Annotated in this window: 21 protein-coding genes and 3 pseudogenes; 1 reads left to right on the top strand and 23 read right to left on the bottom strand. The window is 30.4% G+C overall.

All coding sequences use genetic code 11. The features are described from left to right. Positions 1-7: 7 nt before the first annotated feature. From CLVI_RS01290 to melA, 11 genes and pseudogenes are all read right to left on the bottom strand, one after another. Positions 8-907, bottom strand: a complete 900-nt coding sequence (locus CLVI_RS01290; protein ID WP_106058301.1) for a glycine betaine ABC transporter substrate-binding protein — start codon at positions 905-907, stop codon at positions 8-10. An 85-nt stretch (positions 908-992) separates the two neighbouring features. Then, positions 993-1,835, bottom strand: coding sequence for an ABC transporter permease (locus CLVI_RS01285; protein WP_106058300.1), 843 nt, complete (start codon positions 1,833-1,835; stop codon positions 993-995). Next, the gene (locus tag CLVI_RS01280; RefSeq protein ID WP_106058299.1) at positions 1,804-3,021 is read right to left on the bottom strand and encodes a quaternary amine ABC transporter ATP-binding protein; all 1,218 of its coding nucleotides are present in this window, start codon (positions 3,019-3,021) and stop codon (positions 1,804-1,806) included. The genes CLVI_RS01285 and CLVI_RS01280 overlap by 32 nt, the downstream gene beginning before the upstream one ends. Positions 3,022-3,157: 136 nt before the next feature. Further along, positions 3,158-3,859, bottom strand: coding sequence for a lysoplasmalogenase family protein (locus tag CLVI_RS01275; RefSeq protein WP_341458727.1), 702 nt, complete (start codon positions 3,857-3,859; stop codon positions 3,158-3,160). Between the two features lie 257 nt (positions 3,860-4,116). Further along, positions 4,117-4,416 carry a hypothetical protein gene (locus CLVI_RS01270; protein WP_106058298.1) on the bottom strand — a complete coding sequence of 100 codons (300 nt, stop codon included), beginning with the start codon at positions 4,414-4,416 and terminating at the stop codon, positions 4,117-4,119. Positions 4,417-4,438: 22 nt separating this feature from the next. Beyond that, a pseudogene (locus tag CLVI_RS01265) lies at positions 4,439-5,548 on the bottom strand (ABC transporter ATP-binding protein). A 58-nt stretch (positions 5,549-5,606) separates the two neighbouring features. Continuing rightward, on the bottom strand, positions 5,607-7,814 hold the full coding sequence (locus tag CLVI_RS01260; protein WP_106058297.1) for an alpha-galactosidase: 2,208 nt from the start codon (positions 7,812-7,814) through the stop codon (positions 5,607-5,609). Between the two features lie 43 nt (positions 7,815-7,857). After that, positions 7,858-8,693, bottom strand: a pseudogene (locus tag CLVI_RS01255) (carbohydrate ABC transporter permease). A gap of 18 nt (positions 8,694-8,711) precedes the next feature. Continuing rightward, positions 8,712-9,593, bottom strand: coding sequence for a carbohydrate ABC transporter permease (locus CLVI_RS01250; protein ID WP_106058378.1), 882 nt, complete (start codon positions 9,591-9,593; stop codon positions 8,712-8,714). Positions 9,594-9,759: 166 nt separating this feature from the next. Then, positions 9,760-10,983 (bottom strand): ABC transporter substrate-binding protein, encoded by a 1,224-nt coding sequence (locus CLVI_RS01245; RefSeq protein WP_106058296.1) that lies wholly within the window; start codon positions 10,981-10,983, stop codon positions 9,760-9,762. 149 nt (positions 10,984-11,132) lie between these two features. After that, complete coding sequence (gene melA / locus CLVI_RS01240) at positions 11,133-12,428, bottom strand: alpha-glucosidase/alpha-galactosidase (protein ID WP_106058295.1); 1,296 nt, start codon at positions 12,426-12,428, stop codon at positions 11,133-11,135. A gap of 221 nt (positions 12,429-12,649) precedes the next feature. On the opposite strand from melA, the gene CLVI_RS01235 reads away from it, so the two are divergent. Continuing rightward, positions 12,650-13,477, top strand: a complete 828-nt coding sequence (locus CLVI_RS01235) for an AraC family transcriptional regulator (protein WP_170065561.1) — start codon at positions 12,650-12,652, stop codon at positions 13,475-13,477. Positions 13,478-13,639: 162 nt separating this feature from the next. On the opposite strand, the gene bioA is transcribed toward CLVI_RS01235, so the two are convergent. From bioA to CLVI_RS01175, 12 genes and pseudogenes are all read right to left on the bottom strand, one after another. After that, positions 13,640-14,995, bottom strand: coding sequence for an adenosylmethionine--8-amino-7-oxononanoate transaminase (gene bioA, locus CLVI_RS01230; RefSeq protein WP_106058293.1), 1,356 nt, complete (start codon positions 14,993-14,995; stop codon positions 13,640-13,642). A 19-nt stretch (positions 14,996-15,014) separates the two neighbouring features. Next, positions 15,015-15,729: pseudogene (bioD, locus tag CLVI_RS01225) on the bottom strand (dethiobiotin synthase). A gap of 38 nt (positions 15,730-15,767) precedes the next feature. After that, the gene (locus tag CLVI_RS01220; RefSeq protein WP_106058292.1) at positions 15,768-16,322 is read right to left on the bottom strand and encodes a biotin transporter BioY; all 555 of its coding nucleotides are present in this window, start codon (positions 16,320-16,322) and stop codon (positions 15,768-15,770) included. A gap of 202 nt (positions 16,323-16,524) precedes the next feature. Then, positions 16,525-16,677, bottom strand: a complete 153-nt coding sequence (locus tag CLVI_RS01215) for a lmo0937 family membrane protein (protein WP_106058291.1) — start codon at positions 16,675-16,677, stop codon at positions 16,525-16,527. 144 nt (positions 16,678-16,821) lie between these two features. Beyond that, positions 16,822-18,684, bottom strand: a complete 1,863-nt coding sequence (locus CLVI_RS01210) for an ATP-binding protein (RefSeq protein WP_106058290.1) — start codon at positions 18,682-18,684, stop codon at positions 16,822-16,824. Positions 18,685-18,798: 114 nt separating this feature from the next. Next, positions 18,799-18,933, bottom strand: a complete 135-nt coding sequence (locus CLVI_RS01205) for a cyclic lactone autoinducer peptide (RefSeq protein WP_106058289.1) — start codon at positions 18,931-18,933, stop codon at positions 18,799-18,801. Between the two features lies 1 nt (position 18,934). Continuing rightward, positions 18,935-19,594 carry an accessory gene regulator ArgB-like protein gene (locus CLVI_RS01200; RefSeq protein WP_106058288.1) on the bottom strand — a complete coding sequence of 220 codons (660 nt, stop codon included), beginning with the start codon at positions 19,592-19,594 and terminating at the stop codon, positions 18,935-18,937. Then, positions 19,581-20,042, bottom strand: a complete 462-nt coding sequence (locus tag CLVI_RS01195; protein WP_106058287.1) for a hypothetical protein — start codon at positions 20,040-20,042, stop codon at positions 19,581-19,583. Before CLVI_RS01195 ends, CLVI_RS01200 begins: the two co-directional genes overlap by 14 nt. A 258-nt stretch (positions 20,043-20,300) precedes the next feature. After that, complete coding sequence (locus tag CLVI_RS01190) at positions 20,301-22,160, bottom strand: sensor histidine kinase (protein WP_106058286.1); 1,860 nt, start codon at positions 22,158-22,160, stop codon at positions 20,301-20,303. Between the two features lie 64 nt (positions 22,161-22,224). Next, the gene (locus CLVI_RS01185) at positions 22,225-22,686 is read right to left on the bottom strand and encodes a hypothetical protein (protein WP_106058285.1); all 462 of its coding nucleotides are present in this window, start codon (positions 22,684-22,686) and stop codon (positions 22,225-22,227) included. A gap of 189 nt (positions 22,687-22,875) precedes the next feature. Beyond that, entirely contained in the window at positions 22,876-23,733 is an 858-nt protein-coding gene (locus CLVI_RS01180; protein ID WP_106058284.1) for a putative ABC transporter permease, read from the bottom strand. A gap of 138 nt (positions 23,734-23,871) precedes the next feature. Further along, on the bottom strand, positions 23,872-25,188 hold the full coding sequence (locus CLVI_RS01175) for a DUF1576 domain-containing protein (protein ID WP_242980505.1): 1,317 nt from the start codon (positions 25,186-25,188) through the stop codon (positions 23,872-23,874). Positions 25,189-25,209 lie beyond the last annotated feature (21 nt).

Here is a 25,209-nt window from a genome sequence, read left to right as displayed (position 1 = left end):
AAAAAATCTATTTAACTAAATCTTCTATTGAATCAATATCCATATATGAAGGAACAACTAAACCTATTTTAGCGCCCTCTAAATTTGGACCTAAATCTTCAACTTGGCCTTCGTAATCAGCCATATATTTCTCATGAGTTCCTGGTAGCCAAGCTGCAACTATAGCATCTGCATCTCCGCTAGCTATTGATGCCCACATTGGACCTGATTCTACTTGTGTAAGTGTAACATCGTATCCCATGTCTTCTAGTACTAATCCAATTAAATTAGTAGAAGCAATTTCGGTATCCCAAGCTACATACGCAAGCTTAACTGATTCACCGTCAACTTTTGTTGCGCCCTCTGTCCATTTACTTACTTTATCTTCATTATCAGTAATCCATTGTCTTGCAACTTCCTTTACATCTTCGCCATCGTTAATCTTAAGCATAACAGCTTCCATATCCTCAGAAGTCCATTCAAATTGATCTAAAATCTTATACGCGTCTGGCTTATCTTCTTTTAGTCCTAAACGTGCAACTGTATTTATATGTTCAGCACCACCAAAAGCTTCTTTTGGATCTTCTAAGTATTTTAAGTCATATTTACTAAACATCCAATGAGGTGACCATCCAGTAATTACAATTGGCTCTTCATTTTCAATTGCATCTGAAAGAGCTTGTGTCATAGCAGCACCTGAACTAGTTTGTACAGTATAATCTAAATTATATTCTGTAACAGCGTTCTCAGCAGCTTGAACTACACCTGCTCCAGCGTCTATACCTGTAATCTTATAATCCATTTGCTCACCATAACTTGAATCAGCAGTACTTTTGTCTTCATCACTTGCACTACTACATCCTACAATAGTAAGAGCTAGTAAACTAACTACTACTACACCGAATTTTTTCCAACTGTTTTTAATCATAAATTAATTTCCTCCTCGTGTTTTATATATTAATTTTCTGAAACTTAATCTCAACAAATTATTAGTAATCATATACTTCCAATTATTAAAAATCTTTTTTCTTGTTTAGAGCTTGTGTAATACGGTCTAATATCATAGCTAATATAACAATAGCTAAACCTGATGCAAAACCTTGTCCGGCTTCATTTCTTGTAACAGCTCTAAATACTTCAACACCCAATCCGTCTGCGCCAATCATAGAAGCTATAACAACCATAGAAAGTGCTAACATAATTGTTTGGTTAATTCCTGCCATAATAGTATTCTTAGCCAATGGAATTTGAACCTTAAACAATTTTTGTGAAGGAGTGGATCCGAAAGCATTCGCTGCCTCAATCAATTCTTCAGGAACTTGGCGAATACCAAGATTGGTTAGCCTTACAACTGGAGGCATTGAAAATATAACAGATGCAATAATTCCAGGTACCATTCCTATTCCGAAGAAAGAAACAGCTGGTATTAAATATACAAATGCAGGCATTGTCTGCATAAAATCTAATATAGGTGTTACTATACTTTGAGTCACTTTACTCTTTGACATCCAAATCCCAAGAGGAACTCCAATCAAAATTGATATTATACTAGATGTTAAAATCAATGAAAGAGTAAGCATAGTTTGTTCCCAAAATCCAAGATTTTGTATTAACAATAATCCTAATAAAGCAAATAAAGATAATCCCCATTTTTTCCTAGTTATAAATATAGTTAATCCTACGACAACTACAATAAAAAGTAATGGCGGTATAGCTATTAATGCATCACTTAAACCAGATACAATTCCTTTTAGAACATCTTTAATTGGTTCGAAAAACCACTGAGCGTTTGCTCTTAGCCATGCTACAACTGCATCAGCCCATTTAATTATTGGTATCTGTGGTATTTGTGTCATTAATATTCACCTCGTTTCCTGCAAGAGCCGCGAGTACTGCGCCTCTAACTATAATTCCTTTTAATATTTTATTTTCAACAACAGCTACTGGTACAGGAGAATTATGTATTACCTCAAACAAATCATTTAATGATACGTCTGGAAGAACTACTGGGACATCTGTCATCATAACAGAATCAATATCTTTATTCCCTGTCTTTACAGCTTCTGATGCAGCCTCTGCGGTTACGACCCCTAGAAACTCTTGATTTTTATTAATAACATAAATGCATGAAATTCCAGCTTGTTTCATACGCTGTAGAGCAACTCTTGGTCCATATTTTTCTACCTCGATAGTCTCTGGACGCTTCATAACATGCTGTGCAGAAAATACCTTTGATCTATCTACATCTTCAACAAATTTTTCAACATACTCATCAGCTGGATTTGTCATAATATCTTCTGGAGTACCAACTTGTACAATTACTCCATCTTTCATTATTGCAATTTTGTCTCCAATTTTAAGTGCTTCATCTAAATCATGGGTTATAAATAGAATTGTTTTATGCATAGATGCTTGTAAATCTATAAGCTGATCTTGCATTTCTTTACGAATTAGTGGATCTAATGCCGAAAAGGCTTCATCCATTAATAGAATATCTGGGTCATTAGCTAGAGCTCTTGCAAGTCCTACTCTCTGTTTCATTCCACCTGATAGTTGACTTGGATATTGATCTTCATATCCTACTAATCCTACCAATTTTAGTGATTCAAGAGCTTTTTCCTGTATTTCTTTTTTATCCATTCCTTGTACTTCGAGTCCATATCCTGCATTCTCTAAAATAGTCCGATGAGGAAATAATCCAAAGCCTTGGAAAACCATGCTTAGTTTCTTTCTTCTGGTTTCTCTTAATTTATTTTTATCCATTTGTGCTAAATCTTCACCATCTACTAATACACTACCTGCATTTGGTTCAATTAAGCGATTAATCAGCCTGATTAGAGTGGACTTTCCACTTCCTGACAATCCCATAATGACAAAAATTTCTCCAGCATTTACTTCAAACGATACCCTATTTACACCAACAGTCATTCCTGTTTCTTTTAAGATATCCGGCTTTGTTTTTCCTTCTTGTAAAAGTTTTATACCCTGTTTAGGATTTTTACCAAAGATTTTGGTCAATCCTTTAACTTCAATTTTTAACATTAATTCACCTCTTTTATTAATTTAATTATATTATTAATTGTTTTTGCACATTTTATGCATCGTATCCTTTCCAGTATTATACCATATTCGACTAATATATTCAAGTTTCAACCAGTTATCATCTAAATATAACAAATTATAGAATTGTTTTCCTTGATTTATTACACATATCACCCCATTTCTTATTATTACATTTGCATCCATCACTGGTAAGCCTTCTTACATTTTCATTGATATTTTTTTCACTTATAATTACAGCTAAAAGAGTCCATCCCGGAATATATGTAGCCCATATGATATTGGTAAGCCAGAGCACATGTATTCCTGAATAAATAGGCTTAAATTTAGAAAATGCTACGCCTATATCACAGATAAACATAAGACTTCCTGAAACGGCAATTATCCAGGCTGATTTCAGTGTAAAATACCCTCTAAAAATTGTGCATATTGATGTCCAAGTCATATAACATAATACCATCATAAATATCAGTGCTCCTAGAAGCATGAACCCCGTAATATATGGTCGTAAAGATATAATCACATATATAAATATGCTTAGGATAGGTAATGCCGCTAATATCTCCTGTTTACCTATCTTGAAATTTTTCTGATAAGCTACGATCAAACAAATGTATGAAATAAGAAAACCAGCCGCTCCAAATGTTGAAAAATCTTTATTCCAAAAATCTATAGTATTTACAAATACCAAAAAGAAATCTGCAAATACCAAAAAGAGAAATGATAATGACATTATTTTTTGTTCTTGGATTTCTTTCTTCATTGTAATAGCCCATAAAAAAAGTGAAATCATAATTACATATTTAAAGTACAAAACCATTTTTTGCTCAGGGCAAAAGTTATGTAGAATTATTATTAAAAGCGTGATTGGAATATAAATAACCAATAAAGTCCTTTGTGTTTTATTCATTTAAATTTCCTCTTTCATCCTAAAGTTCTATTTCCATGTTATTTTGATATTTAGCATAAAGATATTCTTTATTATTTTAGCTTATTTTTCATTTATTATACGGTATCTTTTTTATTCTAAAAAACAAAAAAGGACTAAGCTTATATCTCTTAGTCCTTTTATCTATATCAATATTTAAATTTAATATTTATTTCTTTAATTTCACCTTTTAAATTTTTTCTAATTTTAATATCCTTAATATCCTTTAATTCATTTCCTATTTGAAATGTTAATTCAGTTACTACAGCTTTTGCCTTTTTTTCTCTTTCTGCATCTTCAACAACAACAAATCTTTGTTTTTTAGTTACTATTTCCTCCCCAACATTATTTGTTATTACATAATACTTCGCACCTTCATCTAGTACATTGTAGTCTTTTCCAATGCTTAAAGTATTGCAATTTTCAACATCTATACATTTAACTTTCATTATAAATTCCTCCAATCATGTCCTAGAATATAGTGAGTTCTGTTTCCTTATCAAACATGTGTATCTTTTCTATTTTGAAGGCTATTTTTATATCGTCGCCAACCACACTTGAAGAAATTCCATTTATTTTAGCTCTAATACTCGATTCACCCTTTGAAAGATATAAATACGTCTCCGATCCCATGTTTTCTACAACTTCAACATGAGCCATTAATGATTGTTCTATATTATTAATTATAAATTCTTCTTTATCTATAATATTTTCTGGTCTAATCCCAATAATAACTTCTTTACCAATGTATCCTTTTGATTTAAGCAATTCTCCTTGCTTTTCATTAAGTACTATTTTATCCTCTCCAAATATGAATTTAACCTTGCCAGCTTCCTCTTTAACCATTCCATTAATGGAGTTCATTTGAGGACTTCCTATGAATCCTGCTACAAATAAATTTACTGGATTCTCATATATTACTTTAGGCGTTGCAACCTGCTGAACTATTCCGTCTTTCATAACTACTATTCTTGTTCCAAGTGTCATAGCCTCAGTTTGATCATGTGTTACATATACAAAGGTTGTAGCAAGTTTTTTGTGAAGTTTTGCAATTTCAGTTCTCATTTACACTCTTAATTTAGCGTCTAAGTTTGATAATGGTTCATCCATTAAAAATACTTTAGGTTCTCTAACAATAGCTCTTCCCATAGCAACTCTTTGTCTTTGACCTCCTGAAAGTGCTTTAGGCTTTCTATCTAAAAGATGTGTTATATCAAGAACTTCTGCAGCTTCCCTAACTTTAGCATCAATTTCTGCTTTTGGTTTTTTTCTAATTTTTAGCGCAAAGGCCATATTAGCATAAACAGTCATATGTGGATAAAGTGCATAGTTTTGAAAAACCATTGCAATATCTCTGTCCTTTGGCGAAACATCATTTACTAACTTTCCATCTATATATAATTCTCCCTTTGATATTTCTTCAAGTCCAGCTATCATTCTAAGTGTTGTTGATTTCCCGCATCCTGATGGGCCAACAAAAACTATAAATTCCTTATCTTCAATTACTAAATTGAAATCCTGAACAGCAGTTACGTTGCCTTCATAAATCTTATATATGTTCTTAAGCTCTAAACCTTTCATAGCAATCCCTCTACTTTCTTTTATTTAATAATTCTATTCTACTAAATTAATACATTTTCTATAATATTGATTTATCATGTTTTTTTAATGTCCAAACATAACTTGTGAAATCGCCCTTAAGTTCTGGTATAACTATACCAGCATACATTAACTCATCTCCACCATATATTTTATCTGTCTCAATTACTCTATAATCCATCTGTGGATCTAACCCTTTAAGCTTTAACATTTTCAATTTTATATTAGGTTCTGCTAATTTCTTAAAATAACTTACAACTACCTCTTCCTTATTTTTTGAAATAAACATCCAAGCAGCATCATTGTTTTCAAAGGGACTTATCAATCTATAAAAATCTCCAAATTGAACTATATGTCTAATTTTTTTATAATCTTGAATTTGTCTTTTTACAATCTCTTTTTCTTCATCACTCATCTTAATAACATCTAATTCATATCCAAAATTTCCACCCATTGCAACATCACCTCTTGTTGTTAAAGGTGTAATTCTGTGAACTTGATGGTTAGGTACAGCAGACACATGAGCCCCCATGGTAATGCTTGGATAAACCATACTAGTCCCATATTGAATATTTAATCTTTCTATTGCATCACTATCATCACTTGTCCAAGTTTGAGGCATATAATAAAGCATTCCTGGATCAAATCTTCCACCACCACTAGCACAGCTTTCAAATAGAACTTCTGGAAATTTTGTTGTTAATTCTTCCATTACCCTATATAGTCCTAGCATATATCTGTGTGCAGTTTCTCTTTGTCTATTAGCATCTAATGTAGCCGATCCAACTTCTGACATAAACCTATTCATATCCCATTTAACATAGGATATATGATTAGACGAAAGATTTTCTGATAACATTTCAATTATAGCATCACATACTTCTGACCTAGAATAATCTAAAACCATTTGATTTCTTCCAAGGGATCGTTCTCTTCCTTTTACATGTAAACACCAATCTGGATGTGCTCTATATAAATCACTATCCTCTGAAATCATTTCTGGTTCAAACCATAATCCAAACTTAAGTCCAATTTCATTTATATCCTTCGAAAGCTTTTCCAATCCATTTGGTAGCTTCCCTTTATTTACATACCAATCTCCAAGGGAGGTAGTGTCATCATTCCTATTTCCAAACCAACCATCATCTAGTACAAATAATTCTACCCCAAGTTTCTTAGCTTCTCTAGCAATATTCTTTATGCTCTCTTCAGTAAAATCAAAATAAGTTGCTTCCCAATTATTTATAAGAATTGGCCTTTCTTTATCTCTATAGCTTCCTCTGCAAAGACGTTTTCTATATAAATCGTGAAAAGTACGGGACATTTTTCCAAGACCACAATCAGAATATACCATTACCACCTCAGGTGTTTGAAAATCTTCACCTGGCTTTAAAAGCCAACTAAAATCAAATGGATTAATTCCGATCTGAACTCTAGAAGTACCATATTGACATACCTCTACATTAGCTAAAAAATTACCACTATATACTAAATTAATTCCATAAACCTCTCCATTATCTTCGTCTGCATTTTTTCTCATTAAAGCTATAAATGGGTTTTGCTGTGGACTACTAGCACCTCTTCTACTTTCAATAGATTGATTTCCACTAACTAAAGCTCTTTTAACAAGAGTTCTTTCTCTTGACCAGGCTCCTGATAATTGTAGTAAATCAAAATCATCATCACTAAAATCCATACTAGCACTTAAAGCTCTTAATACCTTTAAATCTTTTGATCCTAAATTTATCAAATTAGAGGATCTTGTAATAACATCGTAATCTTCATATACCGTATAGCTTAATACTACCACTAAGCCACTTAATTCATCCTTTAAAGTTATTTCTAAAGTCTCCGCTTCTTCAGATCTTTCTACATAGGTGCTGGGTAATCCTTTTAGTTTTTTCTTTCCTGAAAAAATTTTATGACTTAAGTATTTCAAATCTGAAACTGTAGAACCATCTTCTAGCTGAATTTGGTAGGCCGGTGAACGCAAATCCGTATTCCCAAACGATGGATATTCCTGTGGTAGAATATCTAAAGAAAAACCTTCTACTTTATCCTTTGTAAACATAAAACCATTAAACTGATCACCTTTGAAGGGTTGTAAATAATCTAATTTAAAATCCCTTATTTTTTTACCCCAATAAATATGTTGTAAATATCCTGATTCAACTATTTGTATTATATAACTTGTATCTTTTGCTTTAAGGTGAAAAATTTTGTTTTCTTCATAGTAAGATATTGGCATTATGTCTTCCTCCTAATAGATATAATCTAAAAATTCATTATTGCTAACCCTTTGATCCAGTACCAGCAATACCTTGTATAAAATGTTTTTGGAATATAATAAATATTAATAACATTGGCCATATAGCGATCATTGACCCTGCCATAATTTGTTCGTAATGTGTTGAATATTGTCCTTGAAGAGATGCAAGTCCTGCTGCTAGTGGCATCTTATCAGTTGTCATATTTACAATTAAAGGCCACATAAGATCCTTAAATGCAAATAAACTTGTGAAAATTCCAAGGGCTATTAATCCTGATTTAGCTAAAGGCAACATAATTTTAGTGTATATTTGCCATTTATTGCATCCATCTAATATAGCAGCTTCTTCCAGTTCCATAGGTACACCAATAAAAAACTGCCTTAACAGAAATGTACCAAAAGCACTTACCACTCCAGGTAAAATTAAAGCTTTTATAGAATTAAGCCATCCAAGTTTCAAAACTATAAGATACTGTGGAATAATAAATATCTGTGATGGTACCATCATTTGAATAAGTATTAACATGAAGAAAAAGTTTTTACCTGGAAATTTCAATCTAGCAAAGGCATAAGCTGCCATTGAACTAAATACAACAGCAAAAGCAACTCTAGCAATTATCATTATTATGGTATTAAAATAAAATTTCCCAAAAGGCAATAACCTCATAACCTCATAACCTCTGTATAATTACTCCATTGTAATATTTTAGGGAATATTACAGGAGGTATTTTTGTAGCCTCTGTAAGGGTTTTTAAAGAAGTTAGTAACATCCATATAAATGGTGTTAACATTGATATTGCTCCTATAATCAAAACAATATGAATAATAGGTTTACTTGACTTTGATTTTACGCTCATAGATTTTACCTCCTAAAATTATTGATAATGAACCCATTTCTTTTGAAGTTTAAGTTGAATTACAGTAATAATTAAAATCATTGCAAGCAATAACATTATTATAGCTGAAGCATAACCTTTATCATTCATAATAAATGAATGCTTATAAAACAAATATACTAAAGATTGAGTGGATTCCATTGCTGCATTTGTTCTATCCATCATCATCAATATCAAATCAAATACCTGAAGTGAACCTATCATTGTAGTAATTACAACAAAGAACATGGTTGGTGATATTAATGGTAATGTAATAGTAAAAAACTTACGGATAGGCCCTGCCCCATCTATTTCTGCAGCTTCATATAATGTTGTAGGTATTTCTTGAAGTCCAGCAAGTAAAATTATCATATTATATCCTAATGTACTCCATATACCTACTACTATTATACAAAAGATAGCAATTTTAGGATCAGTCAACCAGTTCACTGCATTAAGTCCAATCTTAGAAAGAATTGCATTAAAAAACCCATAATCGCCATTATAAAGTATTCTCCAAACCATCGCTATGGCTGCCGGTGCCGAAACCATTGGCAAGAAGTAAATTGTACGATATATTGTTTTTCCTCTAATATTAGCATTAAGTAATACTGCAACAAGTAAGGAAAGAATTATTCCTATAGGAACAGATACTATCGTATATTTTAATGTATTTATAGTCGCCTGTATTACAGCTGAATCTGTTAACATAGTTTTGTAATTTTCTAAACCTATCCATTTATTAGCGCCAAATCCACCAGTTGTATTAAAACTTAAATACAATGTTTGAATCATTGGCCATAGATTTAATATTATTAATCCTATAATAGTAGGTGCAATCATAAGATACCCAAAGGCATAATCTTCTTTAAACTTTTTCATTAAACTAGGCTTTTTATATAACACTATCTCTTCATTATTATTAACTAACTTTTTCAAATACCTTTCCTCCTTTTGAGAACTTTCTCACAATAGATTCATTATAAAACACCTGATAATATACTATAGCAATTAGTAATAACATCACTAATTGCTATATATTAATAAACTATTTTTCAGTAGCTAAAGACTCATTCATTTGTTTAGCAAGTTGATTACAACCATCTTCTACGGTCATTTGCCCTGCCCATACTTTTTTTAATATATCATTTTCATATTCTTTCCATTGAGTCGTTGTCTTTGAAGTTGGAACTGGCACAGCGTATTCTAACATTTCAGGATAAACCTGCAAATTAAATTCTTTAGAGTAATCTACCCAAGGTTGTGCAGTACCAGTAAATGCTGGGATTGCTGCACCATTTTCAGCTTGAAGAAGATTAGCTTCTTCTGTACCCATGAATTCTAGGAACTTCCAGCTTTGTTCTGGATATTCACTTTCAGCAGCAACTGCATTTTGTAGTCCATTATACATTGTTGCTTTTTCCTTACCTTGAGGGATAGTTGCTACATCACAATTAGCTTTTACATAGTCATTTGCTTTAAATTCACTAACCATCCATGATCCAAATAGACCCATAGCAACTTTTCCTGATTGAAACATAGCTCCAAAACTTGTATCTGCGAATTGTTCTCCAGTTGGTGAAGATTTATCTTTAAGACTAAAATCCAAATCAAATTGTATAGCCTCTTTTGTTGCTACAGAATCAAACCCTGATTTTGTCTTATCATCTGATATAACAGTTCCTCCATTTTGATAGATGAAATTGTAATAACCTTGTTGAGCATCTGCTGGTGCTGCAAAGCCATATACTCCTGTTGAAATATTTGTTAATTGCTTAGATACTTCTTGTAACTTACTCCAATCCCATGTTGCATCTGGATAAGCTATTTTTGCTTCATCGAACAAAGCCTTGTTATACCATAAACCTATTGTGTCATAATCCTTTGGACGTCCATAAGTTTTGCCATCTTGTACTGTAGCATCTACAAGTCCTTCAGGAAAATTTTTCAAATCTACAATTTCACTTTCCTCTATTCTATCAGTAATATCCATTAGCATTCCATTGGAAGCGTACTTTACAAAATTATTTGAATGCATCCAGAATACATCTGGAAGAGCCCCGCCAGTTGCCGCAGCTTCTAATTTCGTCCAATATTGATCCCAATTTGTAACTTCAATATTAACCTTTATATCCGAATTTTCAGCTTCAAAAGCATCGGCTATAGCTCTCATCCCAGGTTCTTGATTCTTATCCCAAATGGCATAAGTAATAGTTGCAACTTCGTCACTGTCTGTTTTAGAGCTACCACACCCTGCTAAAGTAGTTACCATAGCAGCAGAAGTAAGTAGAACTGCAATGATTTTTTTAAGTTTTTTTTCATTTTTATATCCCCCTCATCTTATATCTATTTTGAAACCAAAAGGCTTCCTTTATAAAAAGATTACTGTAATAACCTTTTTTTAAATTCAACTAAATTAACTTATATATATTTTGGTAACCAATCCCCATGTGCCTCAATAAGTTCATCACACATAGCTACAATATCATCAATAGACAGTTCTGATGATGTGTGGGGATCCAGCATAGCTGCTTGATATATATATTCTTTCTTTAGAGTAAGTGCTGCTTCCACAGTAAGCAGGTGAACATTAATATTAGTCATATTTAGCGCTGCACACTGTACTGGCAATTCCCCTACGTAACATGGATGAATTCCTGTTTTATCAACAAGACAAGGTACCTCAACGCAAGCATCCTTAGGTAAATTTGTAATTAATCCATTATTTAAAACATTTGCTCCAATCTTACACATCTTATCGGTTTCCATAGCTTCCAAAATGTATGAAGCATATTCATGAGTTCTCTCATGTGAAAGTTCCTTATTATTTACAATTTCTTCTTTAAGACCTTCCCACTTTGCAATTTGTTCAACACAACGCCTTGGATATTCATCAAGTGGTATATTATATCTATCTATTAGTTCAGGATAATTTGCTTTAATAAAATATGGTGTGTATTCTGCATTATGCTCACTGGACTCTGTTACATAATAACCAAATCTCTTCATCATTTCATATCTAACCATATCTTTATGTTTTTCTTTTTTCTCTGTCGCTCTTTTTTTAATTTCAGGGTATAAATCTCTCCCATCCTTTTTAATTTCAAGAAGCCATGCCATATGATTTATGCCAGCAATTTGCCAAGCTACATTTTCTGTATCCATTTCAAGGCCCTTAAGCAAATTATCTGTGCACACCTGAACTGAATGACAAAGTCCGATAGTTTTAACCTTTGTAGCCCTTTGCATAGCATTAGTTATAATTGACATTGGGTTTGTATAATTCAAAAGCCATGCATCTGGACAAACATCTTCCATATCTCTGGCTATTTCCAACATTACTGGAATGGTTCTAAGACCTCTAAAGATACCTCCTATTCCTAGAGTATCCCCAATAGTCTGTTTTAAACCATATTTTTTAGGAATTTCAAAATCTGTAACAGTACAGGGTTTATACCCCCCCACTTGTATAGCATTTATAACATAATTTGCATCTCTAAGTGCTTCTTTTCTATCACTATAGGCTTTTATTATTCCAAATCCACCTGAATTTTTATTTATATTTAATAGCATTTGTTCTGATTCCTTAAGCCTTATAGGATCTATATCGTAAAGTGCTACCTCACATTCTCGTAGCGCTGGTGTAAGTAGACAATCTCCTATTACATTTTTTGCAAATACAGAACTTCCGGCTCCTATAAATGTTATTTTAAGCATACTTAATTCTCCTTTTTTTAAATTTAAATATTAGCTATTTATTATGAATTATTAATGCCCTGCTTTCAAGCCCCTTCGTTATTGAGGGTGTCATACTTATCTGTATTAACCGTCCTTGAGCTTGTACCTTTATTATGGACTCTAAACATTTAATAGTAAATGTTTACATGTCTACAAAATATGTTATAATATCCACAAGTGAATTAAGAGGATGTGATAAAATGGAAGTATGGTGTGTTGAAACTGATAATTTTACTAATACCGATTTAAATTTTTATGATTGCGGAGAAGAAATATGTACCGGAGGATATTCCTTTGGACCTGTAGCTAGAGATCATTTTATTATACATTTTATACTCAGCGGAAAAGGTACTTTTAAATCAGGAAAAAAACTATATAATTTAGAAGCTGGGGATGCATTTCTTATCTGCCCTGATCATGTTGCTTATTACGAGGCAGATATGGAGGATCCTTGGCATTATCTTTGGGTTGGTTTTAACGGAGTAAAAGTACCAAAAATTATACATAATGCAGGCCTTAGCTATGATAACCCCATATTTTATTATGATACTGATGATTTTTTTAAAGATACTATAGAAAAAATGGCCAGCTTTACTAATTTCTCTTTAGAAACTGATTTATCTAGATTATCTTATTTATATTTATTTCTGTCTAAATTAATTGAAATAGCACCTAAATCCACTACAGTGAGTCTTTATGATTCAAATATTCAACGATATGTAAAAAGTGCCGTTGACTACATTGAAGTGAATTTCTGCTATAACATAAGTGTAAATAGCTTAGCTGACTACATTGGTATAAATCGCAAATATTTATGTACCATATTTAAAAATATTTTAGGACAAACGCCTATTGAATACATTATAAAAACACGAATGGAAAAAGCATGCCGATTTTTAACAAACCATGATTTATCCATAGCAGAAGTATCTACGTCTGTTGGTTACACTGATCAATTTGTTTTTTCAAAACAATTTAAAAAAACTATAGGTCTATCCCCTTCATATTATAGAAGTAAACATAAATAAATAGGTTATTCCATGTAGTACAAATGGTAACTGCTAGAACAAATTGCCTACGCCACACGCCCTTCGGGATAGTTGAAAGTTAGCACCTGGAAGGCACCCCTTGCGGGGAGTTATAGGATTAAGCTTGTAATGCTTAATCCCTTCCTCAGTATCTCCTTTACCTTATGACCTATTCCCGGTGAAATATTCTTCTATACTCTGAAAGCAGGTATTTACCATAAACTTTATTTCCTCTTCATTAATAATGTATGGAGGAATAAAATATAATACATTTCCAATAGGTCTTAATAATAATCCCTTGCTAAGAGCTATCTTATAAATTTCATACCCTACTCTCATTTGCCAAGGATAGCCTTCTTTTGTGGCCCTATCTTTTACTATTTCAATAGCTGTTATCATACCTATACTTCGTACTTCACCTACATGTTTTAAAGATTCTGCCTTTTCCATGGTAAGTTTTCTTATTAGCTCACCCTTTTCTCGATTATTCTCTATAATATTATCTTCTTCAAATATTTTTAGATTTTCTAAAGCAATGGCGCACCCCATAGCATTCCCTGAATAAGTATGGCTATGAAGAAATGATTTTCGCTCATTATAATCACCATAAAAACAATCATATACTTCATCTGTTGTCATAACTACTGACATAGGCATATATCCAGCAGAAATTCCTTTTGAAAGGCACATAAAGTCTGGGCTTATTTGGGCATGATTACAAGCAAACATCTCCCCAGTTCTACCAAACCCCATTGCAATCTCATCTGCAATAAGGTGTATATCATATTTATCACAAATCTGACGAAGCTTCTTTAGATAAACTGGTGAATACATTCTCATGCCAGCAGCCCCTTGAACCATAGGTTCAACTATTACAGCACTTATCTCATCATGGTTTTCAATTATACACTTTTCCATAACTTCAAAGCACTCTGCATTACAAGCATCTCTAGCGCAATCATATTTACACCTATAACAATCTGGTCCTTCTACTCTTATGGTATCTAAAAGTAGAGGTTTGTATACCATATTAAACTCATCAATATCACAGACAGATAAAGCTCCTAGGGTTTCCCCATGGTATGCATCACTTAGAGCTACAAACCTTCTCTTTTCATCCCTACCCTTTTGCATATTATAATGAAAACTCATTTTTAAAGCTATCTCAACTGCCGAGGAGCCATTATCAGAGAAAAAAACTTTGGTAAGTTTACTTGGTGTTATATTTACCAATTTTTCTGCTAACTCTATAGCTGGTTTATTTGAAAAATTCGCAAATATAACATGTTCAATGCTATCTATCTGCTTTTTTATAGCTTCATTAATTCTCTTATTGCTATGTCCCAGGGTATTTGTCCACCAAGATGATATACAGTCTAAATATTTATTTCCATCAATATCATAGAGCCAAACTCCTTCTCCTTTTTCTATAACTATTGGTTTAAGGTCCTCATAGTCCTTCATTTGTGCACAAGGGTGCCATATATATTTCAAATCCTTTTTTACATAATCATTCATATCTACACCTCAATCTTTATTATAATTCCTCAGTACATTCTATTATCATCTGAGCTCTAAAAGCCTTTTCGGCATTTGTTCTTATATCTTCTATCATGGTATCCTCTAAGTTTTCCATACTTTTAAACTTTCCTATAATAGGCACTTTAGTAAGTTTTTCTATCATATTAATATTATCATCGCAAATTAGATTCTCTTTATAGTTGTTTATTATAATACCTTTGATTTTAATTCCTAATGATTCTATATATTTTACTGTTAGCACCGAATGATTTATTGTTCCAACCCCGGCCCTTGCAACAATAATAACACTCATATTTAAATCCTTAATAAGATTCTCAAGGAGATATACTCCTCTTTCATCGTCTATCAACGGACATACTATTCCACCACTACCTTCAGCAATTATAAAATCATACTTTTCCTTTAAATAAGCATACTTTTTTTTTACTATATCTAAATCCATAGGGGTATTCTCTAATTTTGCTGCAATATGAGGGGATACTGCGGCCCTATAAACATATGGTGTAATATTTTCATAGTCCTCTTCTAAATTGCTAACTTCACAAGCAAGCTTAGTATCACCTGGAATAATATCCTTGCCTATTTGCAAAGCACCACTTAATGAGGCTTTAAAATAATCCATTACTCCTGAGAACATGTATAAGTCCCGCAGTTACAATAGTTTTACCCACATCAGTATCCGTTCCAACTATAAATACTCCCTTAGTCACTTTTTCTAACCTCCATCTTTAATTCACTTACCATTTTATTAATCAATATATCCACATTTCCTTAATACAGATAATAGTTTTATTGAGATATAGGCTGCAAATACTGTTAGTAGCAAATCGCCAGCTATACAAACTACAAAACCATAAAAAAACGCGAAATAAAAAGAAATATCTTTTCCCATATATAAATTATAACTAATATATAAATATACAACTCCAAATAAGTATATAAAAAACAAACCTGAAAGCAGCATAAATATTGCCTTAATAAAAGTTAGCTTCTTAATATTTTCTCTTATTTTGCCTATAACATAAGCCGCTATGATAAAGCCAATAAGATACCCAAAGGTAGGTTTAAATATATAATTGAAACCTCCGCCTTCAGTAAAAACAGGTACTCCCAGAAGTCCAATAGCCACATAGACTATTTGTGACAAAGCTCCTAGTCTTGAGCCTAAAGTTACGCCAGCTAAGGCACAAAATAGATATTGAAGGGTAAAAGGCACATATGGTATCGGCACCTTAATAAATGCACCAATCGCTGCTAAAGCCGCAAACATAGCTACTAAAATTAAATTTCTTGTCTTTTTCATAAAATATATCCCTCTTCCAATATTTTCTTTCCTATATACATAATAATCCATAACCTTTATATTGTAAACCCTAACTTATGTCACGGTTTACAATCCATTTGCAAACACATCTATCCACTATCTCTTTTTATACCGAAAAAAATCCTGGATCACCATATAAAATGATGATACAAGATTTAAATTACTATTCCATAAATATTCTTTAAGATTTTTTTCTACCGAAAATAAAATCAATAAGAAATACTATGGCAGCTACGACGATCAACAGATGTATCATGCCTCCACCGATTTTAAGTAAAAATCCTAATAACCAGAAAAATATTACTATTCCTCCTAACCAACGTAAAAAACCCATATATATCACCCTCTTTCATATATTATTATTTCCAGCACAGTTCAACTTTATTCGATAATTTATTTTTTGTAAGCTTTGTTGACTTAGCCCTCTTAAGCTCGTTTGCCTTTTATTAATATATCGATGAAATCTACTATACCACATTTATATTGAGTATATATCAGAAAACTCTATTTCTATCCTCTCTACATTAGTCTCGAAAAAAACGTTATCTACATAATCTTCATTTTCAACTAATTTCGAAGGTAATACTATTGAAAATTCAGTGCCTTCCCCTTCATTACTTATAACACTTATTTTACCATCATGCATCTCTATAAAAGATTTCACTAGATATAGCCCTATTCCGGTTCCTTCACACTGTCTAGAAAGGGTGGAATTCGCCTGTCCAAAACGTTCAAATATAACATCAAGTTTACTTTTTGGAATACCAGCTCCTTGATCTTTTACTTTAATGACAACACTTGATTCTTCATCTATTACATTAACATATATTTGCCCTCTCAAATTACTATATTTAAATGCATTAGATACTAAATTCAACATTATACGTTCTATCATATCGTGATCAAAACCCATAATCTTTTCTTCAATATCTGTATCAAATATAATTTCTATTTCTTTACTTTTCCCATAACATACCACTGATTGAATGATATCTTCTACAACACTTACAATATTACCATTTGTTTTATTAATTTTGATGTATCCAGAATCCAATTTAGCTATATCTAGAAGATTATTTATCAACCTAATCATTCTAAGACAATTTTGTTTCATTATCTTTAAATAGGATTTGCATTTGTCTATATTACTATCTAGATTATAATTATCTAAATGCATATCTATAGTTTGTATAGCACCATAGATAACATTAACAGGTGTTTTAAGTTCATGAGACATATTAGTAAAAAAGTCTATTATAATACTATTAAATTCTCTTGTTTCATTAAGTAATTTTAAATTCTTTTCACTATCCTGCTCTAAGATTTCTACTTTTCTTTCTGAAGTTATATCAATTAAAAAAGTTAATACTGAAGCTTTCTCTTTGTACGTAAAAAATGATGATGTGTTACGTACTGGAATAAAGTTTCCATTACAGTTTAATATATTCTCATCTTCAATAATCTTTGAAAGCTCATTACCACTAATATTTAAATACTTATTTTCAATATTTAATTTTATATCTTCGGAGTAATGATTATAAAAGCTTTTCCCATTTAACTCTATCGGATTTTTATATCCCAGCAATTGGGCTGCGCTTTTATTCGCGTATATTATTATTCCTTCATTATGTAAAATAATAGAATTCAAAGAATTTTCAAACAGCATATCATAACAAATTTTATTTTTTAATAATATGGATTCCATACTTTGTCTCTGTTTATTTTTTTCTTCTAGTTCAGTGCTTAGTATGCTAAGTGTTTCATCTCTTTTTTTATTATTTTCATACTCCATGTCAACATAATATCCAAGAATCCATGCAACAATAATAAATACTCCCGTCATTATTAAATCCTTTTGTAAATATAAATTAATGCCCTCTGTTAGTGGCGCATATAATAAATCTGCTCCAAGTATACAACATGAAGAAAGAAGTGAGGTTATAATTCCATAATGCGAACCATATTGAATAACTGAAGATATTATTAATAATAGAAATACATATTTATATTCACTTTCATGAATTGTAGATAAATATATTGCTAAAGAAATACTAGTCATAAAAAAAATGTTTTCTAATAGCCAAGATATTCTAAATAAATTTGATGATTGTGATACCTTATAATTAATTATCAACCAAATTAAGTAGGATATCCCAATAATACATAAAAACAATCCTGTAGTATACAAATTGAATTGACCATTCCTATTTATATTTAAATCAACCCAATATTTAGGCAAATTAATATATATGATTATACTAATAAATACTATTATTGCACTTTTCACAATAGATAGCATAATAGATAAATTATTTTCGTTTTTATTTTTAATAGTTTTCACAAGGTGACCTCCTAGTATTATAGAAAAAATACATAAAATCAAAAGTAAAAATTGTTGACTAAATATATCAACAATTTTTACCTTCAATATTGGTTGAACTAAATTTTTTATTCCCTATTTTCTTAAGCACTTAGGTTCTTCTGGTTGAAAAAAACCCCAAGAACAAGCTGATGCTGAAACTGAAAATGCTATTTTTGTACAAACATTTGATGTAAGTTTAACAAATAAGTTATTAATTTTATTTTTCATATTATTCACCGCCTTCCATTATATATTTCAAAACAAAATCGACTTTGTTTAGAATGCTTATCCCAATTTTAGTAAGTGTAATAGACTGCCATAGTATTCCAAAACTAATACTTTCTATAACTTTTATATAAAATAATTCTGAGTGCGTTTTACTAAATGCACATAAAATTACGATTATAAGTGAAAAAATAAATATTACAATAATAGATTTCTTTTTAAATTGTTTTTTAATTTCCCTATTGGTAATAGGTTTCTTAATACTGTCTACAGGTGCATTTTTTGTAACTATTATGAAGGCAAATGCCATGAAAGCTATGTTACTTACTATTACAGTGGGCATATTAAATTTATAAAATAACTTATCAATGGATATTCCTGCTACCACTGCTAAAATTGTACCTATTATAATGCAACGACTTGATGAAGAAGAATGTACACCACCTGAATATTTTCTTAAAATGCTAACAACAATAGAAAATATTAAAGCCTCATAAAGTACTCCAAAAAACAAACTGGCAATTATTACCCATAAAACAGCAAATATAGTTTGAATTAAATTTATTGCACCATATACAATAACTTGTTCTTTATCTTCATCAGCATTCAAGAACAACTTAGCATTGTTGCCTATTTTAACTGCAATTTTTTCAGTTAGAGACATATTTTATTCCTTCTTTCCTTTTTAGAAACCAATTAATTGCTATTATAAATAGCGACATCATAATTAATGATGGTACACCAAATAAACATTTTATAAAAGGACTTAAAGATTCAATATTTATATTTAGTAAATTCAACACTATCATATTTAAAAATTCACTTAAAGCTAGTAGGAACGTTATTAACAAAGTACTATATATAGCTCTCATTATTCCAATGTTAATAATTACCATTGCACATATGGTCAATATTACATTAATCATCATATGTACCCCAAAATATATAGGAAGCCACCTTATAAAGAAGCTTAATATAGCCATTACTATACTTGAAAATATATATTTAGGCATATCAAAAGATTTTCTAGAGATTATATGTATACCCCCTATTAAAATAAATGTTTCTGGAATAAGTCTTAAAAAAAATTCTATCCAAGTAAGTTTCAACATTTTTCCATATCCTCTCTTTAATATTTATTATATAAATTTAAGCTACATTCAAACAATTTTATACATATATTGTACTTCTTAACTTTATTTTTATCATACAATGTATTATTCTATAATATATTATAAATTCCTTCTTTCTTTAACTTTTTTTACTAAAAAAATAAGAGTTTACATTAAATAAACTCTCATCAAAATATATTTTTCAATTACTTCATTCTCTAACTAAAAATTATGAATGTCTTCTTTTAATTATACTATTCACATTGAATATATGTCAGAAAACTCTATTTCTATCCTCTCTACATTAGTCTCGAAAAAAACGTTATCTACATAATCTTCATTTTCAACTAATTTCGAAGGCAATACTATTGAAAACTCAGTGCTTTTCCCTTCATTGCTTATAACACTTATTTTACCATCATGCATCTCTATAAAAGATTTCACTAGATATAGCCCTATCCCAGTTCCTTCACACTGTCTAGAAAGTGACGAATTTGCCTGTCCAAAACGTTCAAATATAACATCAAGTTTACTTTTTGGAATACCAGCTCCTTGATCTTTTACTTTAATGACAACACTTGATTCTTCATCTATTACATCAACATATATTCGCCCTCTCAAATTACTATATTTAAATGCATTAGATACTAAATTCAACATTATACGTTCTATCATATCATGATCAAAACCCATAATCTTTTCTTCAATATCTGTATCAAATATAATTTCTATTTCTTTACTTTTCCCATAACATACCACTGATTGAATGATATCTTCTACAACACTTACAATATTACCATTTGTTTTATTAATTTTGATGTATCCAGAATCCAATTTAGCTATATCTAGAAGATTATTTATCAACCTAATCATTCTCAGGCAATTTTGTTTCATTATCTTTAAGTAGGATATGCATTTTTCTATATCCTCTAGCTTATATTTATTTAAATACATATCTATAGTTTGAATTGCAACATAAATAACATTTACAGGGGTTTTTAGTTCATGGGACATATTAGTGAAAAAATCCATTATAATAATATTAAATTCCCTTGTCTCATTAAGTATCTTTAAATTTTTTGCTCTATCCCGTTCTAATGTCTCTACTTTTCTTTCTGCTGTAATATCAAGTAGAAATGTTAATACTGAAGGTATTCCTTTGTAAATAAAAACTGATGATGTATTGCGTACTGGAATACATTCTCCCTTACAGTTTAATAGGTCTTCTTCTTCTATGATCTTTGAAAGACTATTCTTTGTAATGTTTGAATATCTTTTTTCCATATTTAATTTAGCATCTTCACAACAGTGACTATAAAAATCTTCTCCATTTAACTCTATAGGATTTTCATATCCTAGCAACTGTGTCGCGCTTTCGTTCGCATATAGGATTATTCCGTCTTTATGTAAAATAATAGAATTCAAAGAATTTTCAAATAACATATCATAACAAATTTTATTTTTTAGTAATATTGATTCCATGTCTCTTCTACTTTTATTTTTTTCTTCTAATTTAGTATTTAGTATATTTAGTGTTTCATCCTTCCTCCTATTGTTTTCATACTCCATGTCAACATAGTATCCAACGATCCATGCAATAAAAATGAATATTCCAGTCACTATTAAATCCTTTTGAAAATATACATTAATACCATCTTTTAGTGGGAAATATAATAGATCCGCACCCAGTATAGAAAGTGAAGAAAAAAGCGAGGTTATAAACCCATATCGAGATCCATATTGAATAACTGAATATATTATCAATAATATAAACAGATATTTATATTCTCTCTCATAAACTGCAGATAAGCATATTGGTACAGAAATAATAAGCATAAAAAAAATGTTTTCTGCTAACCAAGAAATTCTGAATATATTTGATGATTGTAATATTTTACGATTAATTATTAACCAACTAATATAACATAATCCAGTATTACACAAAAGAAATCCTGCCTGATATAAATTAACTTGTCCACTGCTTTGTATATTAAAATAAGTCCAATATTTAGGTATATTAATATATATAATTATACTAGTAAATACTATAATTGAAATTTTCACAATGGCTAACATTAATGATAATTTATCTTCTGATTTATTTCCAACAACTTTCATAAAGAAACGCTCCTTGTATTATAGGTAAAACTTCCTAGCTTTAAAGTAATATAATGCTATTTTTTTAGTTATAGTTATCTTTTTTTCCTTCTTTAATTATTAATAGATAGTTCATTATTATTATGAATAGAGATAAAAATATTAACGAAGGTACTCCATATACGCATTTTAGAACTGGGCTTATATTATCCATACTTATATTTAATAAGTTTAATATCACCATATTTAAAACTTCACTTAAAGAAAGCATAAAAAACATTAATAAAGTGCTATATATAGCTTTTACTAAGGAAAACTTAATCATAACCATAATACCTATAATCAAAATCATATTAATTATCATATGTACTCCAAAATATATAGGTAACGACCTTATAAAAAAGGCTAATAAAGCCAATACTATGCATGAAAATATGTATTTTGGTATATCAAAAGTTTTCCTAGCTACTATGTGTATCCCCCATATTACAATAAACATCTCCGGAATAACTCTTAAAAAAAATTCTATCCAAGTAATTTGCAACATTTTTTAATATTCCCCCTTCACTAAACAGTTCTTATAAAAAATTTACTATTTCTTTTTTAACAATTCAAATATTTTCATTTCCTTTGTTTCCTGTAAGGGTTCCATCTATATCAAAAAACACAATTTTCTTTTTCATTACCATTCACTTCCTTTAATAACTAAACAATGCTTCGATAATAAATTGTTAGGTTAATACTTTGAAATTTTTTCTTTTAATTCTTCCATCAATTCTTTATAATAATTAGATTTCATTCTAGGGAATGCTTGTACTAATCTCTTAACTCCAAAGATCCCCTTATTAAGTAGTTCCTTTCGTTTGATTTCCAATTCATATACCTGTTCTTTAGCCTTTTCTAATCTTTGATCCATAATTTCTACTTTTTCTTCTACAACTCTACTAGTGTATGACCTACCTTCATTCAGCACATTTTTTAATTCTTCACCCTTTTCCAAAAACGAAATACTTCCTGAGGATATTTTTTCTCCAAATTCCTCCGAAAATCTTCTCATTTTAAGAGCAATTTCATTTAGCTGTTTAAGAACCTTGTTAAGGTTAATTACAGACTGAATTGTCACAATTACATCTATTATTATCAAAATAAAGAACATTCCAAGAAATATATTCCCTATGGTAACAGGTATTAAAGTAATCATTTTATATATAATTGGATCTATAATATTTAAAATCAACAAACACGCAAGTCCCCACATTAAAGAAAATTTCAGACAAGCATACCCATTAATATTGAATTTCATATCAGAATAATCCCACCACTTCTGATGAAAACTTTTTTCTAATAGCCACCCCGTTATCAATTCCAAGGATGAAATTAAAAGAACTGAACCTATATATGCAAAAATTATATTATCCTTCAAAGGTGTTAAACAGGCAATTATAATAACGACTCCGAATCCATAAATAGGACAAACAGCACCATTTAAGAATCCGCGATTTACAAATTTTCTACTGTTGACAGTGGCATAAATAACTTCTACGCACCATCCTAAAAATGAATAAATGAAAAAGGACCATATATAAAAATACACCGTTTGCTACCTCACTTTCTTATTAATTGATCATATATAATCAATTGCTTCTCCATATGTTATTTGGTTTCTCTTGTTTTTTATTTTTAAACTATTATAACACATCACAAGTTTATTTTTCATTTTTCGTAGGATACGTTATTCTACCTCTTCCTTTCTCAGTGCTCTTATAATTGGTAGCATTGTAGCTGCTACTATTCCTCCAGAAAACCCAGCGTTATATAAATTTAACCCTCCATGTAAAATACCTACATTTAGAAGAACTGAAGAATTTATAAAACCTGCTATTATTCCATATTTCCATCCAAACTCTCCTGATATAGGCGCAAGAGAAGTTCCATATAAGGCTGCTAATAATATTATAGGATCATTTATATTCCATATTTTAGTTAAGCTTCCTAAGAAAACACCTATAAAAATAGGAATAATATTTTTAACATGTTTACCAAAGGCACTAAATCCTACAATTCCAAGGATGCCTCCCACAGTAGGACCATTTAGTTCACCTTTAACTAAAAGAACATATATCATTCCTACAAAACCATTTAACCCCATATTAATAAAACTAACTCCAAATCCTTCTAATATAATAAAGTCAGTTGATAATTTTCCTGAATATTTATAAATATTTTTTAAATTACGAAATGTTTTTCCATTTAAATAAAACCCGACAATAATCATAGATAGAAATATAATAGTTAAATATGTTCCTAACATCGTATTATTGCCTGTACTCCATACTAATTTGCTTTTAGATTCAAATCCATAAGATTTAAATAATGAAAATAAAATAGTACCTATTATACCTGAAGTAAATCCAACATTGTATAAGTTAAAACCCTGATGGACCTTTAACATGTATGTAGACAAAGCAGGTAAAACAAATCCTATACCTAATCCAATTATAATGCTTAATGAAATTCTAATTATTAATGGCTGATCTATACTAAACATAAGTTCAGTAATGGTTGGTGACATACTTGTCCCAAAAAGAGCTACATATATATATTTAGAAAAATCTTCTTTTCTAATTTTTGAATATAGCCATACCCCTATAATAATTAACCATACATTAAAAATATTTTTCCCAAATAAAGAAAATCCCGCTATAAAAAATATAGCTGCCATAGCTCTACCATTAAGATCCATTCTTAATCCATAAAGAATTAAAATAACTATTAGAGTTAATAATCCTGAATTAACAAAGGTAGCTCCTATTCCTCCAATTGCAATATAATCTGTGATAAGGACTCCTGGCTCCTTTATAATATTATAAAGGCCCTTAATTATTTCTGAAGGTCTATCTATTAGCAGACCAAATATTATAAATGATGAAGCATAAACTATTAAGATAAAATATTTAATATTATTAGAAATATTAATCTTCTTTTCTATTATTTCCTTGTTTAATAATTCTTTAATAATCAATGCTCCTTTCCTATATGTTTTTACCACTATGTATATGTTTACCATCCC

The sequence above is a fragment of the Clostridium vincentii genome, from assembly GCF_002995745.1.
In the GTDB taxonomy this organism is placed as follows: domain Bacteria; phylum Bacillota; class Clostridia; order Clostridiales; family Clostridiaceae; genus Clostridium; species Clostridium vincentii.
Note: the sequence above shows the minus strand (reverse complement) of the source record. Positions and strands in the feature narration are given on the sequence as shown.

Bases quoted from the DNA above. Each gene is read 5' to 3' on its own strand.
- CLVI_RS01270 (WP_106058298.1), bottom strand. From the start codon at position 4,416: ATGAAAGTTAAATGTATAGATGTTGAAAATTGCAATACTTTAAGCATT.
- CLVI_RS01290 (WP_106058301.1), bottom strand. From the start codon at position 907: ATGATTAAAAACAGTTGGAAAAAATTCGGTGTAGTAGTAGTTAGTTTA.
- bioA (WP_106058293.1), bottom strand. From the start codon at position 14,995: ATGAATGATTATGTAAAAAAGGATTTGAAATATATATGGCACCCTTGT.
- CLVI_RS01285 (WP_106058300.1), bottom strand. From the start codon at position 1,835: ATGACACAAATACCACAGATACCAATAATTAAATGGGCTGATGCAGTT.
- CLVI_RS01250 (WP_106058378.1), bottom strand. From the start codon at position 9,593: ATGAAAAAGTTTAAAGAAGATTATGCCTTTGGGTATCTTATGATTGCA.
- melA (WP_106058295.1), bottom strand. From the start codon at position 12,428: ATGCTTAAAATAACATTTATAGGAGCCGGAAGTTCTGTATTTGCAAAA.
- CLVI_RS01185 (WP_106058285.1), bottom strand. From the start codon at position 22,686: ATGTTGCAAATTACTTGGATAGAATTTTTTTTAAGAGTTATTCCGGAG.
- CLVI_RS01215 (WP_106058291.1), bottom strand. From the start codon at position 16,677: ATGGGTTTTTTACGTTGGTTAGGAGGAATAGTAATATTTTTCTGGTTA.
- CLVI_RS01280 (WP_106058299.1), bottom strand. From the start codon at position 3,021: ATGTTAAAAATTGAAGTTAAAGGATTGACCAAAATCTTTGGTAAAAAT.
- CLVI_RS01260 (WP_106058297.1), bottom strand. From the start codon at position 7,814: ATGCCAATATCTTACTATGAAGAAAACAAAATTTTTCACCTTAAAGCA.
- CLVI_RS01190 (WP_106058286.1), bottom strand. From the start codon at position 22,160: ATGAAAGTTGTTGGAAATAAATCAGAAGATAAATTATCATTAATGTTA.
- CLVI_RS01275 (WP_341458727.1), bottom strand. From the start codon at position 3,859: ATGGTTTTGTACTTTAAATATGTAATTATGATTTCACTTTTTTTATGG.
- CLVI_RS01205 (WP_106058289.1), bottom strand. From the start codon at position 18,933: ATGAAAAATAAAATTAATAACTTATTTGTTAAACTTACATCAAATGTT.
- CLVI_RS01245 (WP_106058296.1), bottom strand. From the start codon at position 10,983: ATGGTAACTACTTTAGCAGGGTGTGGTAGCTCTAAAACAGACAGTGAC.
- CLVI_RS01220 (WP_106058292.1), bottom strand. From the start codon at position 16,322: ATGAAAAAGACAAGAAATTTAATTTTAGTAGCTATGTTTGCGGCTTTA.
- CLVI_RS01235 (WP_170065561.1), top strand. From the start codon at position 12,650: ATGGAAGTATGGTGTGTTGAAACTGATAATTTTACTAATACCGATTTA.
- CLVI_RS01195 (WP_106058287.1), bottom strand. From the start codon at position 20,042: ATGTTGAAACTTACTTGGATAGAATTTTTTTTAAGACTTATTCCAGAA.
- CLVI_RS01200 (WP_106058288.1), bottom strand. From the start codon at position 19,594: ATGTCTCTAACTGAAAAAATTGCAGTTAAAATAGGCAACAATGCTAAG.